23 protein-coding genes are annotated in these 24,170 nt (G+C 71.3%); 15 read left to right on the top strand and 8 right to left on the bottom strand.

Annotated features, from left to right (window positions below):
• The first annotated feature begins 72 nt into the window (after nucleotides 1-72).
• From F4553_RS03385 to F4553_RS03350, 8 genes are all read left to right on the top strand, one after another.
• The gene (locus F4553_RS03385) at nucleotides 73-1,971 is read left to right on the top strand and encodes a glycoside hydrolase family 127 protein (protein WP_184831881.1); all 1,899 of its coding nucleotides are present in this window, start codon (nucleotides 73-75) and stop codon (nucleotides 1,969-1,971) included.
• Entirely contained in the window at nucleotides 1,968-3,320 is a 1,353-nt protein-coding gene (locus F4553_RS03380) for an extracellular solute-binding protein (protein WP_184831879.1), read from the top strand. The genes F4553_RS03385 and F4553_RS03380 overlap by 4 nt, the downstream gene beginning before the upstream one ends.
• Nucleotides 3,321-3,324: 4 nt before the next feature.
• Nucleotides 3,325-4,224, top strand: a complete 900-nt coding sequence (locus F4553_RS03375) for a carbohydrate ABC transporter permease (RefSeq protein WP_184831871.1) — start codon at nucleotides 3,325-3,327, stop codon at nucleotides 4,222-4,224.
• On the top strand, nucleotides 4,221-5,048 hold the full coding sequence (locus F4553_RS03370) for a carbohydrate ABC transporter permease (protein ID WP_184831869.1): 828 nt from the start codon (nucleotides 4,221-4,223) through the stop codon (nucleotides 5,046-5,048). Before F4553_RS03375 ends, F4553_RS03370 begins: the two co-directional genes overlap by 4 nt.
• A gap of 11 nt (nucleotides 5,049-5,059) precedes the next feature.
• Nucleotides 5,060-6,994 carry an Ig domain-containing protein gene (locus F4553_RS03365; protein WP_184831868.1) on the top strand — a complete coding sequence of 645 codons (1,935 nt, stop codon included), beginning with the start codon at nucleotides 5,060-5,062 and terminating at the stop codon, nucleotides 6,992-6,994.
• Nucleotides 6,995-7,044: 50 nt separating this feature from the next.
• Complete coding sequence (locus F4553_RS03360; protein ID WP_184831866.1) at nucleotides 7,045-8,379, top strand: aminopeptidase P family protein; 1,335 nt, start codon at nucleotides 7,045-7,047, stop codon at nucleotides 8,377-8,379.
• A 55-nt stretch (nucleotides 8,380-8,434) separates the two neighbouring features.
• Nucleotides 8,435-9,268 (top strand): nuclease-related domain-containing protein, encoded by an 834-nt coding sequence (locus tag F4553_RS03355; protein WP_184831864.1) that lies wholly within the window; start codon nucleotides 8,435-8,437, stop codon nucleotides 9,266-9,268.
• Between the two features lie 65 nt (nucleotides 9,269-9,333).
• Nucleotides 9,334-10,707 carry a PQQ-binding-like beta-propeller repeat protein gene (locus F4553_RS03350; RefSeq protein WP_184831862.1) on the top strand — a complete coding sequence of 458 codons (1,374 nt, stop codon included), beginning with the start codon at nucleotides 9,334-9,336 and terminating at the stop codon, nucleotides 10,705-10,707.
• 48 nt (nucleotides 10,708-10,755) lie between these two features.
• Here F4553_RS03350 and F4553_RS03345 read toward each other — a convergent pair whose 3' ends face one another.
• Together F4553_RS03345 and F4553_RS03340 are read right to left on the bottom strand one after the other, a co-directional pair.
• The gene (locus F4553_RS03345) at nucleotides 10,756-12,180 is read right to left on the bottom strand and encodes a PI-PLC domain-containing protein (protein ID WP_221469676.1); all 1,425 of its coding nucleotides are present in this window, start codon (nucleotides 12,178-12,180) and stop codon (nucleotides 10,756-10,758) included.
• Nucleotides 12,181-12,215: 35 nt separating this feature from the next.
• On the bottom strand, nucleotides 12,216-12,608 hold the full coding sequence (locus F4553_RS03340; RefSeq protein ID WP_184831860.1) for a MerR family transcriptional regulator: 393 nt from the start codon (nucleotides 12,606-12,608) through the stop codon (nucleotides 12,216-12,218).
• Nucleotides 12,609-12,724: 116 nt separating this feature from the next.
• On the opposite strand from F4553_RS03340, the gene F4553_RS03335 reads away from it, so the two are divergent.
• Nucleotides 12,725-13,792, top strand: coding sequence for an alkene reductase (locus F4553_RS03335; RefSeq protein WP_184831858.1), 1,068 nt, complete (start codon nucleotides 12,725-12,727; stop codon nucleotides 13,790-13,792).
• Nucleotides 13,793-13,815: 23 nt separating this feature from the next.
• Entirely contained in the window at nucleotides 13,816-14,700 is an 885-nt protein-coding gene (locus F4553_RS03330) for an NmrA family NAD(P)-binding protein (protein WP_221469675.1), read from the top strand.
• Between the two features lie 50 nt (nucleotides 14,701-14,750).
• Here the strand turns inward: F4553_RS03330 and F4553_RS03325 are convergent, their stop codons facing one another.
• Nucleotides 14,751-16,337, bottom strand: coding sequence for a S8 family peptidase (locus F4553_RS03325; RefSeq protein WP_184831856.1), 1,587 nt, complete (start codon nucleotides 16,335-16,337; stop codon nucleotides 14,751-14,753).
• A 244-nt stretch (nucleotides 16,338-16,581) separates the two neighbouring features.
• On the opposite strand from F4553_RS03325, the gene F4553_RS03320 reads away from it, so the two are divergent.
• From F4553_RS03320 to F4553_RS03305, 4 genes are all read left to right on the top strand, one after another.
• Entirely contained in the window at nucleotides 16,582-17,466 is an 885-nt protein-coding gene (locus F4553_RS03320; protein ID WP_184831854.1) for an acetyltransferase, read from the top strand.
• Nucleotides 17,467-17,542: 76 nt separating this feature from the next.
• The gene (locus F4553_RS03315) at nucleotides 17,543-17,851 is read left to right on the top strand and encodes a hypothetical protein (RefSeq protein ID WP_184831852.1); all 309 of its coding nucleotides are present in this window, start codon (nucleotides 17,543-17,545) and stop codon (nucleotides 17,849-17,851) included.
• A 10-nt stretch (nucleotides 17,852-17,861) separates the two neighbouring features.
• The gene (locus F4553_RS03310) at nucleotides 17,862-18,893 is read left to right on the top strand and encodes a phosphotransferase (protein WP_184831850.1); all 1,032 of its coding nucleotides are present in this window, start codon (nucleotides 17,862-17,864) and stop codon (nucleotides 18,891-18,893) included.
• A gap of 28 nt (nucleotides 18,894-18,921) precedes the next feature.
• Nucleotides 18,922-19,719 carry a hypothetical protein gene (locus F4553_RS03305; RefSeq protein ID WP_184831839.1) on the top strand — a complete coding sequence of 266 codons (798 nt, stop codon included), beginning with the start codon at nucleotides 18,922-18,924 and terminating at the stop codon, nucleotides 19,717-19,719.
• Here F4553_RS03305 and F4553_RS03300 read toward each other — a convergent pair.
• The 5 genes from F4553_RS03300 to F4553_RS03280 all read right to left on the bottom strand — a co-directional run bounded on the left by F4553_RS03300 (nucleotide 19,716) and on the right by F4553_RS03280 (nucleotide 23,123).
• A complete protein-coding gene (locus F4553_RS03300; protein WP_184831837.1) occupies nucleotides 19,716-19,994 on the bottom strand; it encodes a hypothetical protein in 279 nt (92 codons plus the stop codon). The two genes, F4553_RS03305 and F4553_RS03300, sit on opposite strands and share 4 nt — an antisense overlap.
• Nucleotides 19,995-20,045: 51 nt before the next feature.
• The gene (locus F4553_RS03295; RefSeq protein WP_312875077.1) at nucleotides 20,046-20,876 is read right to left on the bottom strand and encodes an alpha/beta hydrolase; all 831 of its coding nucleotides are present in this window, start codon (nucleotides 20,874-20,876) and stop codon (nucleotides 20,046-20,048) included.
• Nucleotides 20,877-20,903: 27 nt separating this feature from the next.
• Nucleotides 20,904-21,605 (bottom strand): DUF899 family protein, encoded by a 702-nt coding sequence (locus tag F4553_RS03290; protein ID WP_246465806.1) that lies wholly within the window; start codon nucleotides 21,603-21,605, stop codon nucleotides 20,904-20,906.
• A 99-nt stretch (nucleotides 21,606-21,704) separates the two neighbouring features.
• Nucleotides 21,705-22,769: a hypothetical protein gene (locus F4553_RS03285; protein WP_184831833.1), complete on the bottom strand. Its 1,065-nt coding sequence runs from the start codon at nucleotides 22,767-22,769 to the stop codon at nucleotides 21,705-21,707.
• 33 nt (nucleotides 22,770-22,802) lie between these two features.
• Nucleotides 22,803-23,123: a PadR family transcriptional regulator gene (locus F4553_RS03280; RefSeq protein ID WP_184833195.1), complete on the bottom strand. Its 321-nt coding sequence runs from the start codon at nucleotides 23,121-23,123 to the stop codon at nucleotides 22,803-22,805.
• A 92-nt stretch (nucleotides 23,124-23,215) separates the two neighbouring features.
• Here F4553_RS03280 and F4553_RS03275 point away from each other — a divergent pair, with 92 nt between their 5' ends.
• Nucleotides 23,216-24,106 carry a transglutaminase family protein gene (locus tag F4553_RS03275; protein ID WP_184831831.1) on the top strand — a complete coding sequence of 297 codons (891 nt, stop codon included), beginning with the start codon at nucleotides 23,216-23,218 and terminating at the stop codon, nucleotides 24,104-24,106.
• Nucleotides 24,107-24,170: the final 64 nt, after the last annotated feature.

Genomic DNA, 24,170 nt, shown 5'->3' with positions numbered 1-24,170 from the left:
ACAGAACGCCGATGGCTACGGATGGCGTACCAAATCAGGGATTTTCTTGATTTTGACCTTTATGGAGGCTTCATGGCCGCGTCTCCCCGGATCTGCGGACCGGCGGTCCCCACCGCCGGATCCCACGCCGTGCAGCGGCCGCTCGGCCTCGACGAGGTCCAGATCACCGGCGGCCCGCTCGGGCGCTGGCAGCAGACCAACCGGACGGCGAGCATCCCGCTGGGACTCCGGCAGGTCGAGCAGGGCGGCAGCGTGCCCAACCTGCGCCTGGCGGCGGGGGAGGGCAAGGGCGGCTTCCGGGGCTACCGGTTCCAGGACTCCGACCTCTACAAGCAGCTCGAAGCCGTGGCGTGGGAGCACGCCCGGCAGCCGGACCCCGGCTACGAGGCGTTCCTGACCGCCTCGGCGGAGCTGCTCGCCCGCGCGCAGCGTCCCGACGGCTACCTCAACTCGCACTACCAGCTCGTCAAGCCCGACCTGATCTACGCGGAGCTGGAGTACAGCCACGAGATGTACTGCGCGGGCCACCTGCTGCAGGCGGCCGTGGCCGCCGCGCGGGCCGGTGCGGCGCCGCTGTTGCCGGCCGTGGCGCGGCGGCTCGCCGACCACCTCGTCGCGGTCTTCCTCGACGGCGGCGACGACGGCCTCGACGGCCATCCCGAGGTGGAGACGGCCCTCGTCGAGCTCTACCGGCTCACCGGCGAAGGGTCCTATCTCGCGCTCGCCCGCAAGCTCATCGACAACCGCGGCCGGGGACTCATCCGCGACGTGGGCCTCGGCCCGCTCTACGCCCAGGACCACCTCCCGGTACGCGAGGCGGACACCGCGGTCGGCCACGCGGTGCGCCAGCTCTACCTCGAAGCGGGCATCGTCGACGTCTACCTGGAGACCGGCGACCGGTCGCTGCTGGACTGCTCCGTCCGGCGCTGGGAGGACCTGGTCGCCACCAAGACCTACCTCACCGGCGGCCACGGCTCGCGCCACGACGGCGAGGCGTTCGGGGAGCGCTACGAGCTGCCGCCGGACCGGGCATACAACGAGAGCTGCGCGGCGATCGCGAGCCTGCACTGGAACTGGCGCCTGCTGCTCGCCACCGGCGACGGACGCTACGCCGACCTGTTCGAGCGCACGCTCTACAACGCCTTCGCGGCCGCCACCTCCACCGACGGGCTGCGGTTCTTCTACGTCAACCCGCTGCAGCGCCGGGCCGACTACTCCGCCGACCGCTACGACGGGCGGCGCAGGGAGTGGTTCGACTGCGCCTGCTGCCCGCCCAACATCATGCGGACGGTCGCCTCGCTCGGGCACTACCTCGCCACCCGCGACGAGGACTGCCTCTACCTGCACCAGTACGCGCCCGGCACGATCCGGTCATCCGATGTGGAGCTCGCCGTCGCCACGGACTACCCGTGGGACGGCCGGGTCGGCATCTCGGTCGCACGGGCACCCGCGACGTGGCGCCTGGCCCTGCGCATTCCCGCGTGGAGCCGCACCACCACCGTGCTCGTCGACGGCACGCCGGTGCCCGTCACCCCGGACGAGCGCGGCTACCTGGTCCTTTCCAACCCCCGCGAGCACGTCGAGCTCCGGCTCGACCTCGCGCCCCGGCTGGTCTTCCCGCATCCGCGGATCGACGCGGTACGCGGGTGCGCCGCCGTCGAACGAGGTCCGCTCGTCTACTGCTTCGAGCAGGCCGACCAGTCCGCCGACGTCGACGAGCTGGCGCTGATCCCCGGCACCGAGCTGCGCGTGGTCGGCATGCAAGACCTGCCCGGCGTGGGCCGCACCGTGCTGATCGAGGCCGACGCCCGGGCGATCCACCAGCCGTCCGGCGGCCTGCCGTACGGCGACCACCCCCCACCGGCCAGCACCGCCGTCACCGCCACCGCCGTCCCGTACTTCCAGTGGGACAACCGCGACGGCGGCGCGATGCGGGTCTGGCTGCCGCACCCCTTCGAAGGAATCCGATGAAGAGACGGGAACTGCTGGCCCTCGGCGGCCTGACCGCGCTGCTCGCCGCCTGCGGAGACGACGGCTCCGCCGCCGGCGCGCAGCTGCAATTCATGTACTGGGGCTCCACCTTCGAGCAGAAGGCCGTGGAGAAGATGCTCAAAGCCTTCGAGCAGGCGAATGCCGGTACGAAGGTCAAGCCGCTGTTCACCCCGGACGAGTACGACGTGAAGCTCAACACCCTCGTCGCCAGCGGCAACGTCCCCGACGTCGGCTACATCCCGATGGCGATGTCCTACCGCCTCGCCGAGCAGGGCAAGCTCGTCAACCTCTTCCCCTACCTGAGCAAATACCCGCAGCTCAAGGGCTACCTGCCGGACGCGTACCTGTGGTACGGCAAGGACCGGCTGCACGGGGTCGCGACCGCGAACGAGATCGAGCTGCTCTGGTACAGCAGGTCCGCCATCGCCGCCGCCGGGATCTCCCCGCCGCCCGCCACCGCGGCCGCTGCGTGGACCTGGGACCAGCTCGTCGAGAACGCCTACAAGCTCACGATCGACCAGAACGGGAAGCACCCCGACGAGTCCGGCTTCGACCCCAAGAAGGTCCGGCAGTTCGGCGTCTCCAGCAGCATCACCTACGCCGCGGCCTGGTACGGCTTCCTGCGCAGCAACGGCGCCGACTTCGCCGATGCCGCCGGAACCAGGTGCCTGCTCGACGCGCCCGAGGCGATCGAGGTGTTCCAGAACCTGCAGGACCTCATCTACAAGCACCGGGTGGCTCCCGGACCGGGGCAGCTCGCCGCGACCGGCGACGACGTGCCGGGCACCAACATCCTGCTCAAGACGAAGCGGGTGGCGATGGTCGTCGACGGCCACTGGAGCCTGCTGGACATGAACGAGAGCAAGGCCGATTACGGCATCGGCGTGCTCCCGAAGTACGACACGCCCTACACCACCAGCCAGGTCGCCGGGGCCTCCGCCGTCTTCGCCGGGAGCAAGCACGTCGAGGAGGCGATCGAGCTCTTCGCCTTCCACATCGACCCCGCCCACGTCGACCTCTACCGGCTCGGCCTGTGGATGCCGCAGGAGCGCAAGTACTACGAGGACCAGGCCGCGATCGACTCGTGGACGAAGAACGACGCGCACCCGCCCGAGTTCCGCACCGCGGTGGTGGACTACGCGCGCGACCACGGCGTGCCGGACCTGCGCGGGCGGCTCAAGAACCTGTCGGCGATCAACAGCGATGTGCTGACCCCGGCGCTGCAGGCGATCGAGACCGGCAAGCGGACCGCCGCCGAGGTGCTCAAGGAGATCGCACCCAAGGTCACCAGCCGGATGCAGGGCTGGCAACCCACGCAGGGGCTGTAGCGGTATGGCGGCCCTGTCCGGCCAGCGGCGCCTGGAGCGGCGCTGGGGCCTGCTCATGGCCGTGCCGGCCATCCTCGGCTTCGCCGTCTTCACGGCCGGGCCGATGATCGCCTCGCTCGGCCTCAGCCTCACCGACTGGCAGATCGGCGGCACACCCGCGTTCGTCGGCACCGGCAACTACGCGGCGCTCGCCGACGACGAGCTGTTCTGGAAGTCCCTGGGCACCACGACCTACTACACGCTGGGCGCCGTCCCGGTCGCGCTGATCGTCGCGTTCGCCGCGGCGATGCTGCTCAACCAGCGCCTGCGCGGCCTGCCCGTGTGGCGGACCATCTTCTACCTGCCCACGCTCGTCCCTGCGATCGCCAACGTGGTCCTCTGGCTCTGGATCTTCAACCCGGACTTCGGGCTGCTCAACGCGCTGCTGAGCCAGGCCGGGCTGCCGACCGGCATGTGGATCTACGACGAGGAGACGGCGGTCCCGTCGCTGATCATCATGAGCACGTGGGGCTTCGGCAACACAATGGTGATCTTCCTGGCGGGACTGCAGGGCGTACCGCAGCACCTCTATGAGGCCGTGTCCGTCGACGGGGGCGGGCCGTGGCACCGGTTCCGCCACGTGACGGTACCGATGATGACCCCGACGATCTTCTACAACCTCGTCGTCGGGGTCATCGGCACGTTCCAGGTGTTCAACCAGGCCTATGTGATGACCGAAGGAGGTCCCGACAACGCCACCCTCTTCTACGTCTACTACCTGTTCCGCACCGCGTTCCGGGAGAGCGAGATGGGCTACGCGAGCGCGCTCGCCTGGGTGCTCTTCATGATCATCCTGCTCGTCACCTTCGTGCTGTTCCGCAACGCGCGGCGCTGGGTCTACTACGAGATGGCGGGTGCGCGATGAGGGGCAGGCCCCTGCTCTACCTGGCCCTCACCGCCGGGGCGGTGCCGACGCTGCTGCCGTTCGTGTGGCTGATCCGCAGCGCCCTGATGCAGGACACGCAGATGTTCATCGCGCCGCCGCAGTGGATGCCGGACCCGTTCCAGTGGTCCAACTTCCCCGAGGCGCTCACCGCGCAGCCCTTCGGCCGGTACGCCGTCAACACGGTCGTCATCGCCGTCGTCAACGTCCTGGGCACCGTCATCACCTGCTCGATCGCCGCGTTCAGCTTCTCCCGCCTGCGCTGGCGGGGGCGCAACGTCGTCTTCGCGATGCTGCTCAGCGGCGTGATGCTGCCCTACGCCGTGACGCTGATCCCGACCTTCGTGATGTGGCAGGAGCTCGGCGCCCTCAACACGATCATCCCGTTGACGGTGCCGAGCTGGTTTGCCGGAGCGGGCGGCGGGGTGCTCAACGTCTTCCTGCTGCGGCAGTTCTTCCTCACCATCCCGTTCGAGCTGGACGAGGCCGCCTACATCGACGGCGCCTCGCCCTGGCGGGTCTTCTGGACGATCGTCATGCCGCTGTCCAAACCCGCGATCGTCGTCGTCACGATCTTCACCTTCATCGGCACCTGGAACGACTTCCTCGGCCCGCTGCTCTACCTCAACGACGAGGAGAAGTACACGCTCTCGCTGGGCCTGGCGGCGTTCCAGAGCATCTACATCACCCAGTGGGGCTACCTGATGGCCGCGTCCGCCGCCGTCATCGCCCCGATCATCGCGCTGTTCTTCGTCCTGCAGCGCTACTTCATCGAAGGTGTCACCCTCACCGGCATCAAGAACTGAGGTATCCCGCCATGAAACGCGCTTCCACCCTCGTACTGGTGCTCCTCGCCTCCCTGTTCATCGCCGTCCCACCGGCGCACGCCGCCGGCACCGCCACCGTCGTCGACCGGTTCGGCCGGGTCGTCAACGACTACGGCGTCAAGCTCGTCGACTGGGAGGGCTACCTAGCCAATCCCTACATCGAGCTGACCGTGAAGCCGCCGACGGACGTCCCGTTCCCGGTGACCATCGACCTCAAGGCCGAGGGCACCTCCCGGCTGATGATGGACCTGCCCAGCCAGCTCACCGCCACCGGCGCGACCAAGCAGCTCACCTTCGCCGGCGCCACCGAGACGAAGACCTTCAAGCTGGCGATCCACTCCAAGCGCGCGCCGGGGGTCGACGAGCTCTACACGCTGCGGCTGTCGGTCCGGGCCGGCAACGGCACGACATACACCCAGACCATGCCGATCCGGGTGCAGCAGGACCAGAAGACCGCGATCGAACCGACCATTCCGATCACCTTCGACTACCGCTACGACACCATCACCGGCTACTTCACCAACCCGGCGTTCCGCACCGCAGCGGAGGAGGCCGTGAAGGACTGGTACCGGTTCTTCAGCATCCAGCCGTTCGACACCGTCGCTGCCGGTGCGGAGACCAACCACCTGCCCGGCAACGACTGGGCCAACAACATCACCGTCACCAACAACGCCGCCTACAACGGCATGTGGGTCTTCTTCCGGGGCATCCAGACCCCCTACTCCACCGGCTACCCGGCCGCCAACGGCAAATACGCCACCCGCAACGGCGTGCAGCTGCCCGGCCCGCTCCACCGCTCCACCGCGATGATCTTCGAGTACGACGAGGCCGGCAAGCAGCTGTTCACCTCCCTCGCCGACGAGGACTGGTACAAGACCGAGATCGCGGGCAACGTGCTCGACGTCCACGGCCTGGTCATGCACGAGTACGGCCACGCCGTGGCGTACCACAGCGACTGGGCCGGGATGCGCAGCTTCGTCACCTCCGGCGGCGTCAACGACGCCGAGGTCACCGCCTATCAGGGCCGGGCCGTGCCGCTGGACAGCAGCTACCACATCCCCGGCACGCAGCCCTACTGGGACCGCCTCAGCGGGCAGAGCGGCGGCTGGAACCACCTCTTCCCGACCCGCAGGTGGATGCTGACCAAGCTGGCACTGCTCGTCGCCGAGAACGCGGGCTGGCCGCTCAACCGCAACCTCACCCCGTTCCTGGCACCCTCGATCACCACCACCACCCTGCCCAACGCCCCGACCGGCCAGGCCTACACGCAGACCCTCGCGGCCAAGGGCGGCGTGCCGTTCTACGACTGGCGCGTCACCAGCGGCTCGCTCCCGCCGGGCCTGACCCTGGACCGCTTCACCGGAGCCGTCACCGGTACGCCGACCACGGCCGGCACCTACTCGTTCAACGTGGAGCTGCGCGACTACGACGCCCAGAGCGCCCCGGTGAACCGGACCTTCCAGCTAGTCGTCGGCGGTGGTGGTGGCGGCGGGAACCTCGCCCTGACCGCGACCCCGTCGTGCTCCTTCACCTCGGCGTGGGAGAGCTGTGCCGCGATCAACACCGGCGGCGACCCGACCAGCTCCAACTCCGGCGGCACCAACCAGGGCAACCGCTGGGGCACCTGGCCGCAGACCGGCCAGCAGTGGGCCGACCTGACCTGGTCGTCGGCACAGTCGATCAAGCAGGCGCAGGTCTACTTCTTCGACGACGGCCAGGGCATCGACGTGCCGTCGTCGTGGAAGCTGCAGTCCTGGAACGGCAGCGCCTATGTTGATGTTCCGGGAGCCGGCGGCTACCCGATAGCGGTCAACCAGTACAACACCGTCACCTTCACCGCGGTCAACACCACCAGGCTGCGGGTGCTGCTGCAGAGCAACGGCACCAGCTCGGTGGGCCTGCTCGAAGTGAAGGCGTTCAGCTAGACAAGCGGGGTCCGGGGGCGTGCTCCCGGACCCCACCCTGGGAGGTAGCGATGAAGAAGTTCCACACCGGAAGCCACGACCTGCCGGTCTCCGCCGCACTGGAGGAGTTCATGCGGACCGGCTGGCTCGACACCGAGCTCGATCCGCCACCGCTGGAGGTCGCGGCCTGGACACCGGCCCGGCGCGACCGGCTGCAGCAGGCCTTCCCCGGCGAGCGGATCATCGTCCGGTCGGGAGACTTCCGGCAGCGCTCCGCCGACCAGCACTACCGCTTCCGGCCGCACTCCGCCTACGTGTGGCTCAGCGGCGACCAGTCCTCCGAGGGCGTGCTCGTCAAGGAGCCCGACGGGGAGTGCGCGCTCTACCTGCGGCCGCGCTCCGACCGCGACAACGGCGAGTTCTTCCGCGACCGCAAGCACGGCGAGCTGTGGGCCGGTCGGCGGGCGACCCTCGCCGAGAGCGCCAAGCAGTTCGGGCTGCCGACCCGGCACATCGACGACCTGCGCGAGGGCGGCCGGGACCAGACCGATCCCGAGGTGGCGACGGTCCTCAGCGAGCTGCGCCTGATCAAGGACGCGTGGGAGGTCGCCCAACTGCGTGAGGCTGTCGCCGGCACCACCCGGGGCTTCGAGGACGTCGTGCGGGCCCTGCCCGGCGGCAGCGAGCGCAGCCTGGAGGGCGTCTTCTGGTCCCGGGCCCGGCTGGAGGGCAACGACGTCGGCTACAACTCGATCGTGGCGGCGGGCGCGCACGCGGCGACCCTGCACTGGACCGACAACGACGGGCCGCTGCGCGACGGCGACCTGCTGCTGCTCGACGCTGGGATGGAGACGACCTCGCTCTACACCGCCGACGTGACGCGGATCCTGCCGATCTCCGGGTGCTTCTCGCCGCTGCAGCGCGACCTCTACGAGCTGTGCCGCCGAGCCAACGACGCCGCGATCGCCGTGTTGAAGCCGGGCGTGGCCTACCGGGAGTTCCACCGGGCGGCGATGACGGTCCTCGCCCACGGGCTGGCCGACCTCGGCGTACTCCCGGTGTCGGCGGACGAGGCGCTGCAGGAGGACAACGGCCTGCACCGGCGGTGGACCCTGTGCGGGTCGGGGCACATGCTCGGCCTGGACGTGCACGACTGCGCGCAGGCGCGGTCCACCGAATACCTCGACGGGACCCTCGCCGAGGGGCACGTGCTGACGGTGGAGCCGGGCATCTACTTCCAGGCCGACGACGCCCTGATCCCGGCGGAGATGCGCGGGATGGGCTTCCGGATCGAGGAGGACATCCTCATCACCGACAGCGGGTGCACGATCCTGTCCGACGGGCTGCCGCGTACCGCCGCCGATGTCGAGTCCTGGATGGACCGGGTGAGCCGGACGTCAGCGTAGTCGTACCGTCACCGTACGATGCCATCGACGAATGTACTTACGTGGAGGGCGTCGCATGGGGGTTCCGCTGTCGGTCCACCGGTGGACCAAGCACGGCCACGACCGGTTGTACGTCGAGACCGCCGACGGGATCAAGGTCGGGTGGTACGACCTGCGTACCCAGCAGCACCACCTCGACCAGCCCGGGATGTGGCCGGAGTTCCAGCAGGCCGTGACCGAGTGGCGCCGCGGGGCACCGGCGGAGCCGCAGCGCCGGCGGCACCCCGGCACCGACCTCGCCGATCAGGAGGCCGGCGCGGCCCTGCAGCGGCGCGCCGACCGGCTCCGCCCGCAGAGCCGAGCGGTCCGGCTGCTCGCCCGCGTCGCCGGGGTCCGGACCGCCGACTACGCCTGGCGGACCGGCGCGGCCGGGGAGCGGCACGTCGCCGGGAAGCTCGACCCGCTGGCCGTCCGCGGCTGGAAGGTACTCCACGGCATCCGGCTCGGTGCCGGCGGCGACATCGACCACCTGGTGATCGGCCCGTTCGGCGTCTTCACGGTCAACACCAAACACCACCCCGGTGCGGTGGTACGGGTGGGGGAGCGGGTGGTGTTCGTCCGCGGCCGCGCGCAGCCCTACGTCGGCAAGGCCGGCAGGGAGGCGCAGCGCGCCCGCCTCGCCCTGTCGGCCGCCCTGGGCAGGCACCTGCACGTGGGGCCGATGATCGTGGTGCACGGCCACCGCAGCCTCACCGGCTGGGTGCGCCGCCGCCCACAGGGTGTCCGGGTGCTGCCGTCGTGGGCGGTCGGCTGGTGGTGCAAGCTGCCCGGCCGGACCGTCCTCACCCCCGAGGAGGTCGAGCAGATCTACGCGGCGGCGCGGCGCTCGTCCACCTGGACCACTGCCTGAGGGGCATTCTGCGGCGACCCGTGCGTTTAGAGTGCGGGAGCTGTCAGGAGAGACGGGACCGGGGGATGGCCGTGCGCAACGAGGTGGAGATCGAGCTCGACGAGTGGCGCCATCGCCCAGAGGATCGCCCGCAGCGGACGCCGACCTCGATCCCGCACCGCTGGCGGCAGCAGGTCTACGCCGTGGTCTGCGCTGTCGTCGTGCTCGCCGCCACCGGAGCCTCCGCCGCACCGGCGTCGCCACCGTCGTGGCGGCAGCTGACCGACTTCCCGGTCGTCGACGGGCAGATCGACACCGCCGCCGGGCTCGTCCTGTCGACGGAGCCGGGCACCGGCGCGACGGTGGCACGGCGGCTCGCCGACGGCGGCACGCGCTGGCGGGCCGACCTCCGTCTCGTCGTCGATCAGGCGTGGGAGGCGGACGGCGCGCTGCTCGTCTCCGGTGAATCGAGGGACGACACCGACCCCGGGCTCAAGATCGCCCGCGTCGACCCGGCCGACGGCACGGTCCGGTGGCAGCGGCCCGGCATCCTCGTCAGCGTCACACCGGACGGCCGGATCGCCGTCCTGAAGCACGGGACGGACAACCAGCTCCTCTCCGGGATCGACATGGCCGGCGGTGCGCAGAGGTGGAGCTTCGACGCCGGCCAGGGCGCCCGAGCCGAATTCACCGACGCGAGCCGGGGAGACCACCGCGTCGTCCCCCGGCCGGGCTCGTACTTCCTGGCGCGACGCGACGGCAGCCGCGTGGAGCTGCACCTCGACACGGGTACGGCCGACGACCTCGGCTGGCTGCCGCCCAGCGGCCGGGTCGTGGCGGACGACAGCACGACGATCGTCGTCGAGGAGCCGGTCGTTCCCGGGCCCCCCGGTCAGCTCTACGAGCCGGTGGACCTGCCGGTTCCCTCGACCGTGGCGGGCTACGACCGATCGACGAGGCAGCGGCTCTGGCGCTCGGCGGAGTTCTCCGGCGTCTGGCAGTCGGAGCGATGCGGTGAGCTCGTCTGCCTGAACACCGCCACGGAACTGCGGGCGGTGCGGCCGCGTACCGGCGAACAGCTCTGGGCCGTCCCCGGCGGCCGCTTCTACACGGCCTGGCACCGCGACGCCGGTGACGTGCTGATCCTCACCAACGGCACCTTTCGGCGCAGGCTGGTCGATGCCGCGACCGGCGAGGTCCGCGCGACCCTGCCCGGCTGGCAGGCGGTGGGGGTCGTCGACGGCCGTCTGGTGGTCTGGATGGCCGACACCCTCGGCTCGGTGCCGCAGACCTGGCTCGGGGTGGTCCTGCCCAGCGGCGACCTGGTGGTACGGGTGCTGGGCATGTTCGGCCCGCCCGGCACGGTCGTCTCGGAGTGCCGGACGGAAGCTCCCTGGCTGCTCTGCACCGGTGTCGACCGGGTGATGGCGGTCCGTATTCCCGCCACACCGGCCACATAGGAGGAACCCGCCGACCACTGTGCGGCCGACGGGTTCCCTGTGAGCCGCTTACCGCACGGCGTTCGCGGTCACAGTGGCGTACCAGCCGGTCCAGGGGTAGTTCGTCGCCGGGTAGTTCGCGGGCGGGTTCGTCGCCAGGCTCGCGTCGTCGAAGTCCCAGCCCCGCACGACCCGCCCGGCGTTGCGGCTCGACGTGATGAAGGACTTGTTCGTCGCGACGGCGCCGTAGAAGATCGCGCCCTCCTGCAGCAGCGCGCTGTCGCCCGCCTGGAACTCGTCGAACGCGATCTGCTCGTAGCGGATGCGCTGCACGCCGACCCGGTCGGTGCTGTAGCGCAGCGTGTTGGCGGGGGCGGCACCGTCCGCGCCGGTCGACACCGTCACGCGCCGGGTTCCGCTGACGCCGACCGTCGTCGGGTACCGGGGCAGCGACGTGGTGGCGTGGGTCGCGCTGTTCCAGGTGACCGTCGCCGCCGACGGGTTCAGGGTGCCGTCCCAGAACCAGTTCTGGCTCGACGACTGGCTGCGGTGGATCTCCTTCACCGCGGTGCCGGCCGGCGTCACGAAGGTGATCGACGGCAGGACGCCCGAGTCGTACTGGCGGCTCGCCGACCAGGTGATCTCGCCGCCGGTGCCGATCTGCCCGACCTGGTACCAGAGCGTGTCGGCGTTCTGGGACTTGTGCACCTCGACGAGGTATCCGTGGTCGTTGAGCGCCACCGCCGGGGTGGTGCCGGTGCCGTACCTGCCGTGCCGCAACCAGGTGACACGGCCGTCGGAGCCGTAGGTGCCGCTCCAGTACCACAGCGTGCCGGAGCCGGAGTCGTGGACCTCGACGACCTGCCCGAGCGCGTTGATCGCGACGGCCGGGTTCGCCCCCACGTCCCGCTTGTACTCGGTGCGCGTCCCGGCGTGCCCGGAGAGCAGCGTCAGCACCCGGCCGCGCAGCGAGCCGATCGTGCCGAGGGCACCCGGTACGTCCTTCGCCGTCAGCAGCCGGGCCCCGAAGACGTCGGACAGCTCCTTGTTCAGCGCGGTGAGGTTGCCCGCGGCGTAGGAGAAGTTGTCGGTGAGGTCGTCCTTCACATCGAGCATCACCAGCAGCGGCGCGTGATCGGGGTGCCCGGCCGACCAGGTGTTGATCGTCTGCAGCCAGCCGCGCAGGTTGTTCGACGCCGGGTTGCCCGCGTGGTCCACCGCGTCGCCGGGGTAGTCGTGGCCGACGGCGTAGTCCAAGGACGTGGCGTACCCGTTGTCGTGGATGTCGAACTCCAGGAAGCGGACGCCGTTGTCGAGCTGGTAGGTGATGGACCCCTTGGTCCCGTCGACGTTGCCGGAGTAGCTGTTGTGCGTGGCCCGGAAGACCGCCGACGCGAAGGCGAGGTCGTCGCCTGGCAGGGCGGTCGGTGCCTGGGCTCGGGCGGGCGCCGGGAGGGCGAGGACAAGCGCGAGGGTGACGGCGAATATCTTCACGATCGTCAATGTAGACGGGGTGGGTGAAGATCGCCTTACGACAGCATGTCGACCTTGTCGGCGGAGCCCAGGCGGGCGCAGGTGCTGGCCGGGCCCTCGCTGACGGCGATGATCGCGTCGAGCTGCTGCCGCGCGGCGGTCAGGGCGGCGATCTGCGCGTCGATGCGGTCCCGTTCGGTACGCAGCAGGGCGCGGGACTCCGGTGTGTTGACCTTCGCGTCGACGCACGGGAGGAGGTCGAGGATGGACCTGCTGGAGAGCCCGGCCGCGTAGAGCGACTGGATCAGCCGCACCCGGTCGACCGCGTCGTCGGAGTAGTGGCGCTGCCCGGAGTTGTTGCGGTACGAGGCGAGCAGCCGCTGCTCCTCGTAGTAGCGCAGGGACCGCACCGAGACCGAGGTCCGCGCGGCGAGTTCACCGATCCGCATGCCGCCACCGTATCTCGGCGCCCCGGCGTGACGGCGGCCACATCTGCTTGCCCCTCACACCGATGTGAGCTTTTAGCGTCGTCGGTGAACGCACATTCCGCACTGGAGGATGACCCATGACCAGCCTTTTCGACAGCTTCCAGCTCGGCGGCCTCCGCCTGCCCAACCGCATCGTCATGGCGCCGATGACCCGGGCGCGCGGTACGGCGGACGGCCTGCCGGTCCCGTCGACGGCCACCTACTACGCCCAGCGCGCCACCGCCGGCCTGATCGTCAGCGAGGGCCTCCAGCCGAGCCTGCAGGGCCAGTCCAATCCGCTCACCCCCGGGCTGCACAGCGCAGCGACGGTCGCCGCGTGGCGGCCGGTGACGGCCGCGGTGCACGCCAACGGCGGACGCATCTTCGCGCAGCTCATGCACGGGGGGCGGGTGGGCCACGCCGACGTCGTCGGATTCCACCCGGTGGCGCCGTCGGCGGTCGCCCTGACGGCCGAGCTCTACACGCCGCAGGGGCCGCGCCCGGCGCCGGTGCCGCGCGCCCTCGCCATCGGGGAGATCGCCGGTGAGGTCCAGGCCTTCGTCGACGCGGCGCGCCGGGCGGTCGACGCCGGGTTCGACGGCATCGAGCTGCACGGCGCGAACGGCTACCTCATCCAGCAGTTCCTCTCCTCCGGCGCCAACCTGCGGACCGACGCCTACGGTGGCACCATCGCCGGGCGGATCCGCTTCGCCGTCGAGGTGGCCGAGGCGACCGCGGCGGCGATCGGCGGTGACCGGGTGGGCATCCGGCTGTCGCCCGGCGGCTCGACCTGGGAGACCGTCGAGGAGGACGTGCCGCAGCTCTACGCGGCCCTGTTCGGCGCGCTCGCGCCGCTGGAGCTCGCCTACGCCCACGTGCTCGCCACCGTCGACGACGACGCGATGGTGTCGCTGCGCAAGGCCTGGCGGACCGGGTTCATCGTCAACCCGGGCGGTCAGATCGGCCCGAAGGCGGGCGACCGGGCGGCGGGCGACCACTGGTTGGGACTCGGCGCGGACCTCGTCAGCTACGGCCGCGCATACCTCGCCAACCCCGACCTGGTCGAGCGGTTCCGGCTCGGCCTGCCGCTGCAGGCCAGTGACAAGGATTCCTGGTACGCCCCCGGCGACACCGGTTACATCGACTACCCCACCTACCAGCACTGACGTTGTAGAGGAGGATTTCCATCATGACAACCCTCGTGATCGGTGCCACCGGCAAACAGGGCGGAGCCACCGCTCGGGCGCTGCTCGACGCCGGGTGGCCGGTGCGGGCGCTGGTGCGCGACGTCGGCGTACCCCCGGCGAGAGAGCTGGCGGCGCGGGGAGCGGAACTGGTCCGCGGCGATCTGGACGACCCTGCCTCGCTCGTCGCCGCCGCGACCGGCGTGAGCAGCGTCTTCTCCATCCCGTTCCCGGACCTGGCCGACCTCGCCTCCGACGCCGAGCTGCGGCGCGGCCGCAACCTCGTCACCGCCGCGCGGGAGGCCGGGGTACCGCAGTTCGTGCACACCTCCGTCTCCGGCGCCGGGGACTTCTCCGCCCCGGGCTGGGCCGAGGGCCGCTGGGACCGGCACTACTGGGACAGCAAGGCCGGGATCGACGAGCTCGTGCGGACCTCGGGCTTCGCGCACTGGACCGTGCTCAAACCCGCGACCTTCATGGAGAACCTGCTCGGCTGGTCCTATCTGTTCGGCGACTGGACCGCCGGCGGCTTCGTCACCGGCTTCGCCGCCGACACCGTGCTCGCCTGGATCGCCGTGCAGGACATCGGCGATGCCGCAGCGGCCGCGATCGCCGATCCCGCGAGGTTCGGCGGGCACGACATCGAGCTCGCCGGCGACCTGCTCACCATGACCGAGACCGCCGCCATCGTCTCGGAGGTCCTGGGCCGCACCGTCCCGGCGCCGGTGCTCACCATCGACGAGGCGATCGAGCGCGGCCTGCCGGCCTTCATGGGGCAGGCGGTGGACCGCATCAACGTGGTCGGCAGCCCGGCCCGGCCGGAGCACGCGCACGCGTTCGGCCTGCACACCACGGACTTCCGGACCTGGGCGCGGGAGCACCTGCGCTGATCGGAGGCGCCGGGGCAGGACCGTGGCGGCCCTGCCCCGGCACCGTGCGCTCACGGGAGCAGGTAGCCCAGCGGGCCCTCGCTGCCCTGGCCTTCGCAGTTCGGGTCGGAGGAGTCGAAGTGCTCGCCCGAGCCGCGGGCCACGCACCGGAAGAGCACCCGGCTGCCCCCGGCGGGCGGCCCGTCATAGGCGTATCCGAGTAGCCCGAGGTAGACCCGGCCCTCGCAGTTGGCGCTCAACGAGGTGAACGTATCATTGTTGATCTTGCATGAGTAGAGCGCGTGCGTGCCCGCGACCGGGCCGGTGAAGAGCTGTCCGAGGCTGCCCTCGAACTGATAGCTGCCGCCGGGGAAGGTCGTGGTGCTGATGTGGTCGCGCCCCGACCACCAGTAGCGGTTCAGGGTGACCGTGGTCGCCGGTCCGCTCGCGCCGGTGTAGAGCAGGCGGTTCGGCGAACCCGTCCCCGGGTTGGTGATCGCGTTCAGGGTGGCGTTGCCGAACATGGTCGCGGCCACCTGTGCGGGGGTGAGGGCGGGGTTGTCGGCGAGGATCAGCGCGGCGCCGCCGGCCACGTGCGGGGTCGCCATCGACGTCCCGCTCAGCGTCGCGGTGGCGGAGTCGCTGCCGTTGGACGAGGAGACGATGTTCTCGCCGGGGGCGAAGATGTCGGTGCAGGTCCCCCAGTTGGAGAACGACGCGCGGGCGTCGGTGATGGTGCTCGCGTTGACCGTGATCGCCTCGGCGACCCGGGCGGGGGTGAAGTTGCAGGCGTCTGCGCCGTTGTTGCCCGACGCGATGGCGTAGACGACGCCGTCGGCGATGGAGTTGCGGACCGCGTTCTCGGTGGTGATGTCGCTGCCGGCGCCGCCGAGGCTCATGTTCGCCACCGCCGGGACCCCGGCCGCGTGGTTGCCGGTCACCCAGTCGATGCCGGCGGCGACCCCGGCGAAGCTGCCGTTGCCGGAGCAGTCGAGGACCTTGACCGCGGTCAGCGCGACGCCCTTGGCGACGCCGTACTCGGCTCCGCCGATGGTCCCCGCGACGTGGGTGCCGTGGCCGTTGCAGTCGGTGTCGTTGCCGTCGCCGGTGGTGTTGGTGCCCCAGCTCGCCCGGCCGCCGAAGGTGCTGTGCGTGACGCGGATGCCGGTGTCGATGACGTAGGCGCGGACGTTGGACGCGACCGTCGGGTAGGTGTAGGAGCCGTTGAGGGGCAGGCTGCGCTGATCGATGCGGTCCAGGCCCCAGGACGGGGGATTGGGCTGGGTGCCGAGCATCCGCACGGTCGCGTTCTGCTCGACGTAGGCGACGTTGGCGTCGGCCGCGAGCTGCTGCGCGGCGGCCTTGCCCATCGTGCCGGCGAAGCCGCGCAGCGCGTGCTCGTAGGTGTGCTCCACCCGCACTCCGTGCCGGGTCGCGAGCTGGCTGGTGAGGGACTGGATCCGGGCGTGGCCGTCGGTGGCTGCGCTGTCCTTGAAGATGACGATGTAGCTGTCGGCGATGGCTCCTGGATTGGCGGTGCCCAGGATCTGGCCCTGAGCCGCAGCCGGTGCGGCGATGCCCGCTGCGATGGCGACGGCCGCCGCCGTCAGCACGCCGAGGCCGGTCAGATGGCGCCTTGCCACTCGTAAGTAATCCATGTCGGTCGATGCTAGGAACGTCATTGGCGTGCGTCAATGTTTATCGGCGTGGCGGACGGTATTCCTTCGAACACTTTGCGTTCACCATGGCGGTTGCGAGGGACCGGACTCGTCGCGTAGATTCCGGCGTACGCCATCGAGCCCGAAGGGAGGTCAGAACAATGTCCGATGTTCTGCGCCCCTTCCGCGCTCCGGCGTTCACGCGGATCTGACCCGGGGCGTTCGCTTTCCGGAGGCTCACGCCATGCAGGATCTCGTCATCCGCCCGCTCGTCGCGGGCGAGGAAAATCTGTTCGACTCCATGCCCGACCCGCTGCCCCAGCTGCGCCAGATCGGCTACGCCGACGGCCTCGCCATGGGCGGCTACCGGCCCGAGACCACCTGGGTGGCGGTGCGATCCGGCCGGGTGGTCGGCCGCGCCGCCTGGGTGCTCCCGCCGGGTGCCGTCGGTTCCCCCTGGCTGGAACGCTTCGACCTGGACGCCGAACCCGAGGTGGGTGCCGCGCTGCTGCGCGCCGCCCACGACGCCCTCGGCGGCCCCCGGCTCTACTACGCCGCGATGCCCGCACACTGGCGCCGCCGGCCCGACGTGCTCGCCGTGGTCCAGGCGCCGATGGCAGCGGCACAGCTCGCCGGCCTGGTCGAGGGCGTCGAGCGGCTGCGCTGCACCTGGTCAGGGGCGCCGCTGCCCGCCACCGCCGGGCGGTACGCATTCCGCCCGGCGGCCGACGCGGCGGAGATCAACGCGCTGGTCGCCCGGATCGCCGAGCCGGACATCCTGACCGGTCGGGAGACGGCGCTGGCGGTCGGCGGCGTCGACCTCGCCACCGACCCGGTGGGCTGGCTCACCGACCTCGGCGGCTGGCGCATCGCGCTCGACGCGGGGGAGCCGGTCGGCCTCATCGGCACGGCCGGGGACGCCTGCTACCCGCTCATCGGCTACTTCGGGCTGCTCGACGAGGCGGCCCGGGGCGAGATGCTGGTCGAGGCGGTCCGCGTACTCGTCGACGGCGGCGCCCGCGAGGTCGTCGCCGACGTCGACGCCTACCGGGTGGCGGCCGTGGCGGAGCTGGAACGGACCGGGTTCCGCCAGATCCGCGCCCGGGTCGTCTTCCAACCGCAGGTGTAGTCGCCGACGGCTGCCCGCTCCCGCGACCCCGGGAGCGGGCAGCGCGCGACCGGCGCGACCCGTATCCTCATCCGCCATGAGCACCCTGGACATCATCCTGCTGGCCGTCGCCATCGCCGCGGTCGCGGCCGGGATCGCCGTCATCGTGCTGCGCTGGGTTCCCCGCGGCTGGCGCGGGGCGGCACCGTGGGTCTTCGCGTGCATCCTGTTCAGCTTCAGCCTGTCGTCCGTCGGGTCCCTTGCGGACCGGCAGTTCCCCGACCACGAGGCGGTCTTCTTCCCGCTGCGGGTCGCCGGGATGCTCGGAGTGGTCGCCTTCGCGCTGCTGGGGCGCTCGCAGCAGAAGACGGCCGAGTCCGCCGCGCCGGCCTCGGCCGACCAGTAGTCTCGGCGGAATGTCCGCACCCCCGCACGGCACGATCCGGCCCGGCTGGACGGCCGAGGGGCTCGTCCACAACACCGGCAACGAAGCCACCGGCGGGGTCTGGCGGGTCACCCGCGACGACGGCACCGCCATCCTCAAGCTCGCCACCCGGAAGCGGGACGGTGCCGCCGCGCACTTCGCCGCCAGCGACGAGCCCGGGCACTGGAACTACTGGCAGCGCGAGGTGCTCGCCTACCGCAGTGGCCTGCCGTCGACCGCCTTCGCCGACGCCGGGCTCGGCGCACCGCGCCTGCTCGGCGTCGACGAGCGCGCCGACGGATCCACCGCGCTGTGGCTGGAGGACGTCGCCGGGACCGCCGGGACCGCCTGCCGCAGCGCGGAGCTCGGCGACATCGCGTACCGGATGGGGGCCGCGCAGGCGCGGTGGCTCGGCCGGCCGCCCGCCGACGCCTGGCTCGCGCGGGACTTCCTGCGCGACTACACGACCGCCTCGTCGGTCGCCGGGGAACCCGACTGGGAGCATCCGGTCGCGCTCGCGGCCTGGTCACCGCAGCTGCGGGCAGACCTCCAATCCCTGTGGGTACGCCGCCGCGACCTGCTCGCCGCCGCCGACGCGCTGCCCCGCACCCTGTGCCACCACGACCTGTGGCCGATGAACCTGATCGTCGCCGACCGGGGTCCGGTGCTGCTGGACTGGGCGTTCGTCGGCCCCGGCGCCATCGGCGAGGACGTGGCCAACCTGACCCTCGACACGTTCTTCGACGGCCTGATCGAGATCGACCTGCTCGACGAGGTCACCGCCGCCGTCGCCGACGGGTACCGCCGGGGCCTCGGCAACACCGTCGACGCCGCGACCGTCGAGCGCGCCGTCATGCTCACCGGCGCCGCGAAGTACTACTGGCTGGCACCGCGCATGCTCGCCTCGGCGAGCCGGCAGCAGGGCCGGGCCGCCTACGACAGCAGGGACCTGGCGGAGACGTTCGCGGGCCGGGCTCCGGTGCTCGAACAGGTGACGCGCTGGGCCCGCTCCGCCCTGTCCTGATATTGACGGGCTCTGCCACGCTCCATTCATGGGGAGAAATATCGAGCGGCTGTCCGTCGCGGTGCTCGCGACCTGGCTGATGGGGAGCGCGGCGGGCCTGGTCCTGGTCCCCTACGGCAGCGCTTACGTATTTCTGGTCGTGTTCGTGCCCCTGGTGCCGATCCTCATCGTCTACTGGAAGACCGCGCCGTCCCGGGACCGGCGGCCGCCGCTGTCGCTGATCGGGCTGCTGGGGCTGGTCCCGGTCCTCGGCTGGTGGTCGATCCCGGTCATCCTGGGCATCGTCGCGCTGTGGGCCCACGACTGGGGCACCTACACCCCCCGGGAGCTGACCTTCGACAAGCGGTGGCTGATCGTCACCCTGTGCTTCACCGCGTTCGCCGGGATTCTGGCGGTCTTCGGAACGGGCCTGGGACCGGTCGTGCTCAGCCTCGCCGGGGAACGCGTGCACGCGACCCTCGATCTCCGGGTCGAGACCGCCCGGATGAGCGATCCCGGCTACGACGCGGTCTGCGTCTACGCCTACCCCGACCGCTCGCAGATCCCGGGCGGCGTGCCGCTGTTCGACAGCGACGAGGAGTGCCCCGCGGAGATGGATCTGCTGGCCGACCCGCGCGGCGTCTTCGATCCGGTCGCCGCGGCCGACGTCGAGGGCGCGGTCGGCGCGGTGGGCTGCCTGTTCCTGCCGATCGTGGTGTTCGGACTGCTGGCGTGCCGACCGTCGAAGCGGGTCGCGCCGGATGCGTGGCGGCCGCCGGACACGGGCGTTCCCGAGCCGTGGCGACCGCCGGGCGGCTACCCGTCGGACCGGCAGCCGCCGACCTAGTCGAACTGCTCGCCGCGGATGACGGCCTGGGCGACCTCGCGCAGCTTCGCCACGTCGGGCTGCCAGCCCTCGGCGATGTCCGGGTGCAGGCCGTCCTGGGCCTCCCGCAGGATCCAGCTCATGACCTCGTCCTCGCTCTGCCCGTCATAGGCTTCCGCCACCCGGGTGGCCGCCTGCGACAGCGCGGAGGTCAGCTGCTCTTCCAGCGGCTCCTGGAGCTTGCGCTCGGTGCTGTTGAGCTGGCTGCTGTCGAGTGACACGTGCAGTTCGGTCATGATCGGGCCTTTCGGACGTTGGACCGCAGACATACCCGCAGGTGCAGCCCGCTAATCCTCAGGCTCCGATGTGGCCCGCTCGGCGAGCGCCACGATCGCGCCGATCAGCTCGGTGCCGCTGAGCAGCGACGCGTCGTTGTGGTCGGCCCCGTCCACCGCGAGCACGGTGACCGGGCCGCCCGCCCTGTCCGCCACCGTCCGGGACTGCTCCGGCGGCACCGTGGCGTCGGCGGTGCCGTAGACGACGAGCGTCGGTGCGGTGACCCGGCCGATGAGGTCGGCGACCGGGTAGCGGTCCCGCAGCAGCAGCCCGACCGGCAGGAACGGGTAGTGGCGGCCCGCCACCTCGGCCAGGCCGGCGAAGGGCGAGCGCAGCACCAGTGCGGCCGGCGGGTGCTCGACGGCGAGGCGGGTCGCGACGGCGGCGCCCAGGCTCTCGCCGTAGAGGATGACGCGGTCGGCACCGACCAGGTCCGCGAGGTGCCGGTACGCGGCCGCGGCGTCGAGCGCGAGCCCGGACTCGGACGGGCTGCCCGGGTTGCCGCCGTAGCCCCGGTAGTCGAAGAGCAGCACGGTGAACCCCCGCCCGGCCAGTTCCCTGGCGAGCGGGAGCCGCCCCGCCCGGTCGCCGCCGTTGCCGTTGGCGACCAGGACACCGAGGCGCCGGTCGGTGTCCTGCGGCGCCAGCAGCCAGGCGCCCAGGCGCAGCCCGTCGGCGGTCGTCAGCGTCACGTCGGCGCCGCCGGGCCCGACCGGCGGCACCGGGGCGGTGTCGGGGAAGTAGATGAGCTTGCGCTGCAGCAGCCACAGCAGGACGAGCACCAGGGCGAGGCAGACGACGGTCGCCAGCGCGGGTCGCACGAGGACGCTGAGTCTGCTCACGCCGTGACCGTACCGCCTGCGCCCGGCCTACCGCGAAGGCGCCGTCCCGACCGGGGTGACCCCGGGGCGGGTCCACTGCGGGATCGGGCGGCCGTCGCGGCGGAACCAGCTCTGCGTCGGGTCCTGCGGCCAGCCCTCGGGCGAGTCCTCCCACTTCTCCTGGCGGCCGTAGACGGTCATGTCGAGGAGCTGGAGCGCGGGCATCATCGCCTCGCAGCCGCGCTGATCCGTCTCGTAGGTCTGGAAGATCCGGTCGCCGACGCGCAGGTAGGCGGTGATCCAGCCGTCGGAGATGCCGGGGGAGTCGATGCCGTCGACCGAATACCACGGCGTCTGGAAGCCCATGAACTCGCGATAGGGCGCGAACTCCTCGTAGGGGCCCTGGCACCAGATCGCGAAGGTCACGCCGCGCGCCTCCAGGTAGGTGGCGTCCTGGAAGTTCCACACGGTCGCCGAGCAGCCGCGACACTGGTCCTCGAAGCCCTTGCCCCGGCCCCACATGTGCTTGCAGACGAGGAGCTGATCGCGGCCCTCGAAGATCTCGTGCAGCGGCGTCGCGCCCGTGGCGCCGACGAGCTCGACGCTCGCGTCCACCTCCACCATCGGCAGCCGCCGCCGGGCGGCGGCGATGGCGTCGCCCTCGCGGGTGTGCGCCTTCTCCCGGGTGAGCAGCGCGGCGCGCTCGCGCAGCCAGGTGTCGCGGTCGACGATCTCGGGGGTCGCGGTCATGTCGGCTCCGTTCATCGATGGATCGGTCCGGCGCAGTATCGGCGAGACCTACGACATCCCGATCGCCTTCGGCTCGGAGCGCGCCGGTCCGGCGTCGAGTCAGCCGACCGCGAGCGCCCGGTCGGCCGGCTGCCGCCGCAGCGCGGCCAGGCCCAGGGCGAGGGTCAGCAGGGCGCAGCCGAGCAGGAAGAACAGCGAGAAGGTGGGCTGGCCGAGCCACTCCCACATCGGGTGCCAGCGGTAGTGCGGCTCGCTCAGGTGGTGTCCGAGCGACAGCGGCGCCGACAGCAGGATCGGCGGCCACCACAGGAGCATCGCGCTGACGAACAGCACCTTCGCCAGCCCCTGTGCCGCCCGATGGCCGCGTTCGATGCGCCGGCTGGCCCAGCCGAACAGCCACCAGGCGGCCAGGGCGCCGATCAGGAACGCGGCAGCACCGGCGATATGCGCGGTCCAGGGGGTCGCGCGGCTCATCGCCAGTCGGATCGCCGGGTAGGAGGTGTCGGCGCTGATCTCCACCTCGAGGATGTCGTCGCCGCGCCGGGCGGAGAAGGTGATGTTCTGGGGTATGGCCGCCGGATCGCACTGCGGGTAGCCGGGGATGCAGTCGTAGAGATTGGCGTAGAGCGGCTCGGCATACTCCCAGCCGGCGTCCTGGAGCCGCTGCTGGAGGGTGGCGAGAGCCTGCGGCAGGCTGTCGGTCGGCGGCCGCCGCACGGAGGCGGTGACCGTGGCGAGCGCGTATTCGTTGCCGTCGCCGAAGAGCAGATCGGGAACGGCCTGCCAGCTCAGCGGCTGGCCGAAGATGATGAAGACGGCCAGGGGATCGGCTTGCTCGATCTCCAGCCCCGGCCCGTCGGGGTAGAGCTGGTGGACGGTCGCCGCAAAGGCGTCGTGGTCCAGCGGGCGGGTGCCCGACCACGCCAGCCAGGTGCCGAAGGATGCCGCGAACAGGGCGCACGCCAACGTGAAGATCGTCGCCAGGCTGGTCACGCTGCGGCTGGCCGGACGGCCCAGACGCGTACGCAGGCCGTGGCGGGCCAGGTTCGCCGCGACGCGCACGCCCGCCCGGGTGGACGCGAGGTCGCGGACGGTGTCGAGGATCTCCGCCCCGCGTTCCCGGCGGTAGTCGCGGGGGTAGAGCAGCAGCAGCCAGCGGTGCATCGAGGCTCCCTGTGAACGAGGCGGGGTCAGGGGTCAGGCGGGATTGGGCCGCAGCGAGCGCAGCCGTGATTCGGCGGAGCTCGCCAGGTGGCGCAGGCGCGCGGCCTGGCCGGCGAGCTCGGCGCGGCCGTCGGTGCACAGCCGGTAGTAGCGGCGCAGCCGCCCGTCGACGACCTCTTCGTGGTCGAGCTCGACCATGCCCTGCGCTTGCAGTCGGTCCAGCGCGGCGTAGAGGGTGCCCGGCAGCAGCGCCACTCGGCCGTCGGAGAGGACGGTGACCTCCTGGATGATGCCGTAGCCGTGGCGTGGCTGGTCGGCGAGCGCCGTCAGGATCAGGAAGGTGGCCTCGCGCATCTCACTCACCACGGCAATATATATCGCTGATCAATGTATTGGTAGATGGATACCGGAACGAAACATTGCGGCAGCACGATCACACTGTGGAGATGCCGCCGTCCGATCTGTCCGCGCCGATGCTGGACCATGCCGACCTGGACCTGGAATCGGCACGCCGCATCAGCTACCGCATCGAGCAGCGGTTCCGCTACACCTACGACACCCCGGTCACGGCCCTGTCGCAGCGCCTGATCATCGTGCCGCGACCGCGCCACGGCGACCTCTACCGGCGCGCACACTCCCTGGAGGTCACCGGCGCCCGGGCCCGCCGCCGCACCCGGCAGGACCCGTGCGGCAACACCGTCGTCCGGGTGACCGCCGCGCACGTCGAGCACGAGGTCGAGTTCCGGGTGGTGGCCCTGCTCGAACGCGTCCGCGGCGACCTGCTCGCCCTACCGGCCACGGCACTGCGCGACCCCGCTCTGCGGACGCCGACCGCGCTCACCGGCCCCGACGACCGGCTGCGCCAGCTCGCCGCAGACCTGGCCCGAGCGGGCGGGGAGCCGGCCGAGATCGCCGAGCGGATCTGCACCGGCGTCTACACCGCCATGTCCTACGGCTTCGGGGTCACGAGCGTGCTCACCACCGCGGCGCAGGCGCTCGCCGGTGGCGTCGGGGTGTGCCAGGACTACGCGCACATCATGATCGCCCTGTGCCGGCTGGCCGGGCTGCCCGCCCGCTACGTCTCGGGGCACCTGCTGGGCCAGGGCGGCACCCACGCCTGGGTGGAGGTGATCGTGCCCCAGGGCGGCGCGGCGGCGGCACTGGCCTGGGATCCGTGCCACGGCCGGCGTACGCACAGCGGATACGTCACCGTGGCGGTCGGGCGCGACTACACCGACGTGGCCCCGACCTCGGGCAGCTACGTCGGCGCCCCCAGCGGCCGGCTCACCGGCGACCGGCGCGTCGGTGTCATCTCGCTCGACCTCCCGGCAGCCTGACCTGTGGGACAGGGTTGCACCCGTCGTTTCGCGGGTAGCAGCCGAAGGCATCAGATCCAGTAAA

Source organism: Allocatelliglobosispora scoriae, from assembly GCF_014204945.1.
Lineage (GTDB): Bacteria > Actinomycetota > Actinomycetes > Mycobacteriales > Micromonosporaceae > Allocatelliglobosispora > Allocatelliglobosispora scoriae.
Note: the sequence above shows the minus strand (reverse complement) of the source record. Positions and strands in the feature narration are given on the sequence as shown.

What these genes read in the sequence shown, in the direction of transcription:
- F4553_RS03380 (WP_184831879.1), top strand. Translation starts at nt 1,968, where the DNA reads ATGAAGAGACGGGAACTGCTGGCCCTCGGCGGCCTGACCGCGCTGCTC.
- F4553_RS03385 (WP_184831881.1), top strand. Translation starts at nt 73, where the DNA reads ATGGCCGCGTCTCCCCGGATCTGCGGACCGGCGGTCCCCACCGCCGGA.
- F4553_RS03360 (WP_184831866.1), top strand. Translation starts at nt 7,045, where the DNA reads ATGAAGAAGTTCCACACCGGAAGCCACGACCTGCCGGTCTCCGCCGCA.
- F4553_RS03280 (WP_184833195.1), bottom strand. Translation starts at nt 23,123, where the DNA reads ATGCGCGAGGCCACCTTCCTGATCCTGACGGCGCTCGCCGACCAGCCA.
- F4553_RS03355 (WP_184831864.1), top strand. Translation starts at nt 8,435, where the DNA reads ATGGGGGTTCCGCTGTCGGTCCACCGGTGGACCAAGCACGGCCACGAC.
- F4553_RS03315 (WP_184831852.1), top strand. Translation starts at nt 17,543, where the DNA reads ATGAGCACCCTGGACATCATCCTGCTGGCCGTCGCCATCGCCGCGGTC.
- F4553_RS03375 (WP_184831871.1), top strand. Translation starts at nt 3,325, where the DNA reads ATGGCGGCCCTGTCCGGCCAGCGGCGCCTGGAGCGGCGCTGGGGCCTG.
- F4553_RS03285 (WP_184831833.1), bottom strand. Translation starts at nt 22,769, where the DNA reads ATGCACCGCTGGCTGCTGCTGCTCTACCCCCGCGACTACCGCCGGGAA.
- F4553_RS03365 (WP_184831868.1), top strand. Translation starts at nt 5,060, where the DNA reads ATGAAACGCGCTTCCACCCTCGTACTGGTGCTCCTCGCCTCCCTGTTC.
- F4553_RS03275 (WP_184831831.1), top strand. Translation starts at nt 23,216, where the DNA reads ATGCCGCCGTCCGATCTGTCCGCGCCGATGCTGGACCATGCCGACCTG.
- F4553_RS03310 (WP_184831850.1), top strand. Translation starts at nt 17,862, where the DNA reads ATGTCCGCACCCCCGCACGGCACGATCCGGCCCGGCTGGACGGCCGAG.
- F4553_RS03350 (WP_184831862.1), top strand. Translation starts at nt 9,334, where the DNA reads ATGGCCGTGCGCAACGAGGTGGAGATCGAGCTCGACGAGTGGCGCCAT.
- F4553_RS03330 (WP_221469675.1), top strand. Translation starts at nt 13,816, where the DNA reads ATGACAACCCTCGTGATCGGTGCCACCGGCAAACAGGGCGGAGCCACC.
- F4553_RS03320 (WP_184831854.1), top strand. Translation starts at nt 16,582, where the DNA reads ATGCAGGATCTCGTCATCCGCCCGCTCGTCGCGGGCGAGGAAAATCTG.
- F4553_RS03305 (WP_184831839.1), top strand. Translation starts at nt 18,922, where the DNA reads ATGGGGAGAAATATCGAGCGGCTGTCCGTCGCGGTGCTCGCGACCTGG.
- F4553_RS03325 (WP_184831856.1), bottom strand. Translation starts at nt 16,337, where the DNA reads ATGGATTACTTACGAGTGGCAAGGCGCCATCTGACCGGCCTCGGCGTG.
- F4553_RS03290 (WP_246465806.1), bottom strand. Translation starts at nt 21,605, where the DNA reads ATGACCGCGACCCCCGAGATCGTCGACCGCGACACCTGGCTGCGCGAG.
- F4553_RS03340 (WP_184831860.1), bottom strand. Translation starts at nt 12,608, where the DNA reads ATGCGGATCGGTGAACTCGCCGCGCGGACCTCGGTCTCGGTGCGGTCC.
- F4553_RS03370 (WP_184831869.1), top strand. Translation starts at nt 4,221, where the DNA reads ATGAGGGGCAGGCCCCTGCTCTACCTGGCCCTCACCGCCGGGGCGGTG.
- F4553_RS03300 (WP_184831837.1), bottom strand. Translation starts at nt 19,994, where the DNA reads ATGACCGAACTGCACGTGTCACTCGACAGCAGCCAGCTCAACAGCACC.
- F4553_RS03335 (WP_184831858.1), top strand. Translation starts at nt 12,725, where the DNA reads ATGACCAGCCTTTTCGACAGCTTCCAGCTCGGCGGCCTCCGCCTGCCC.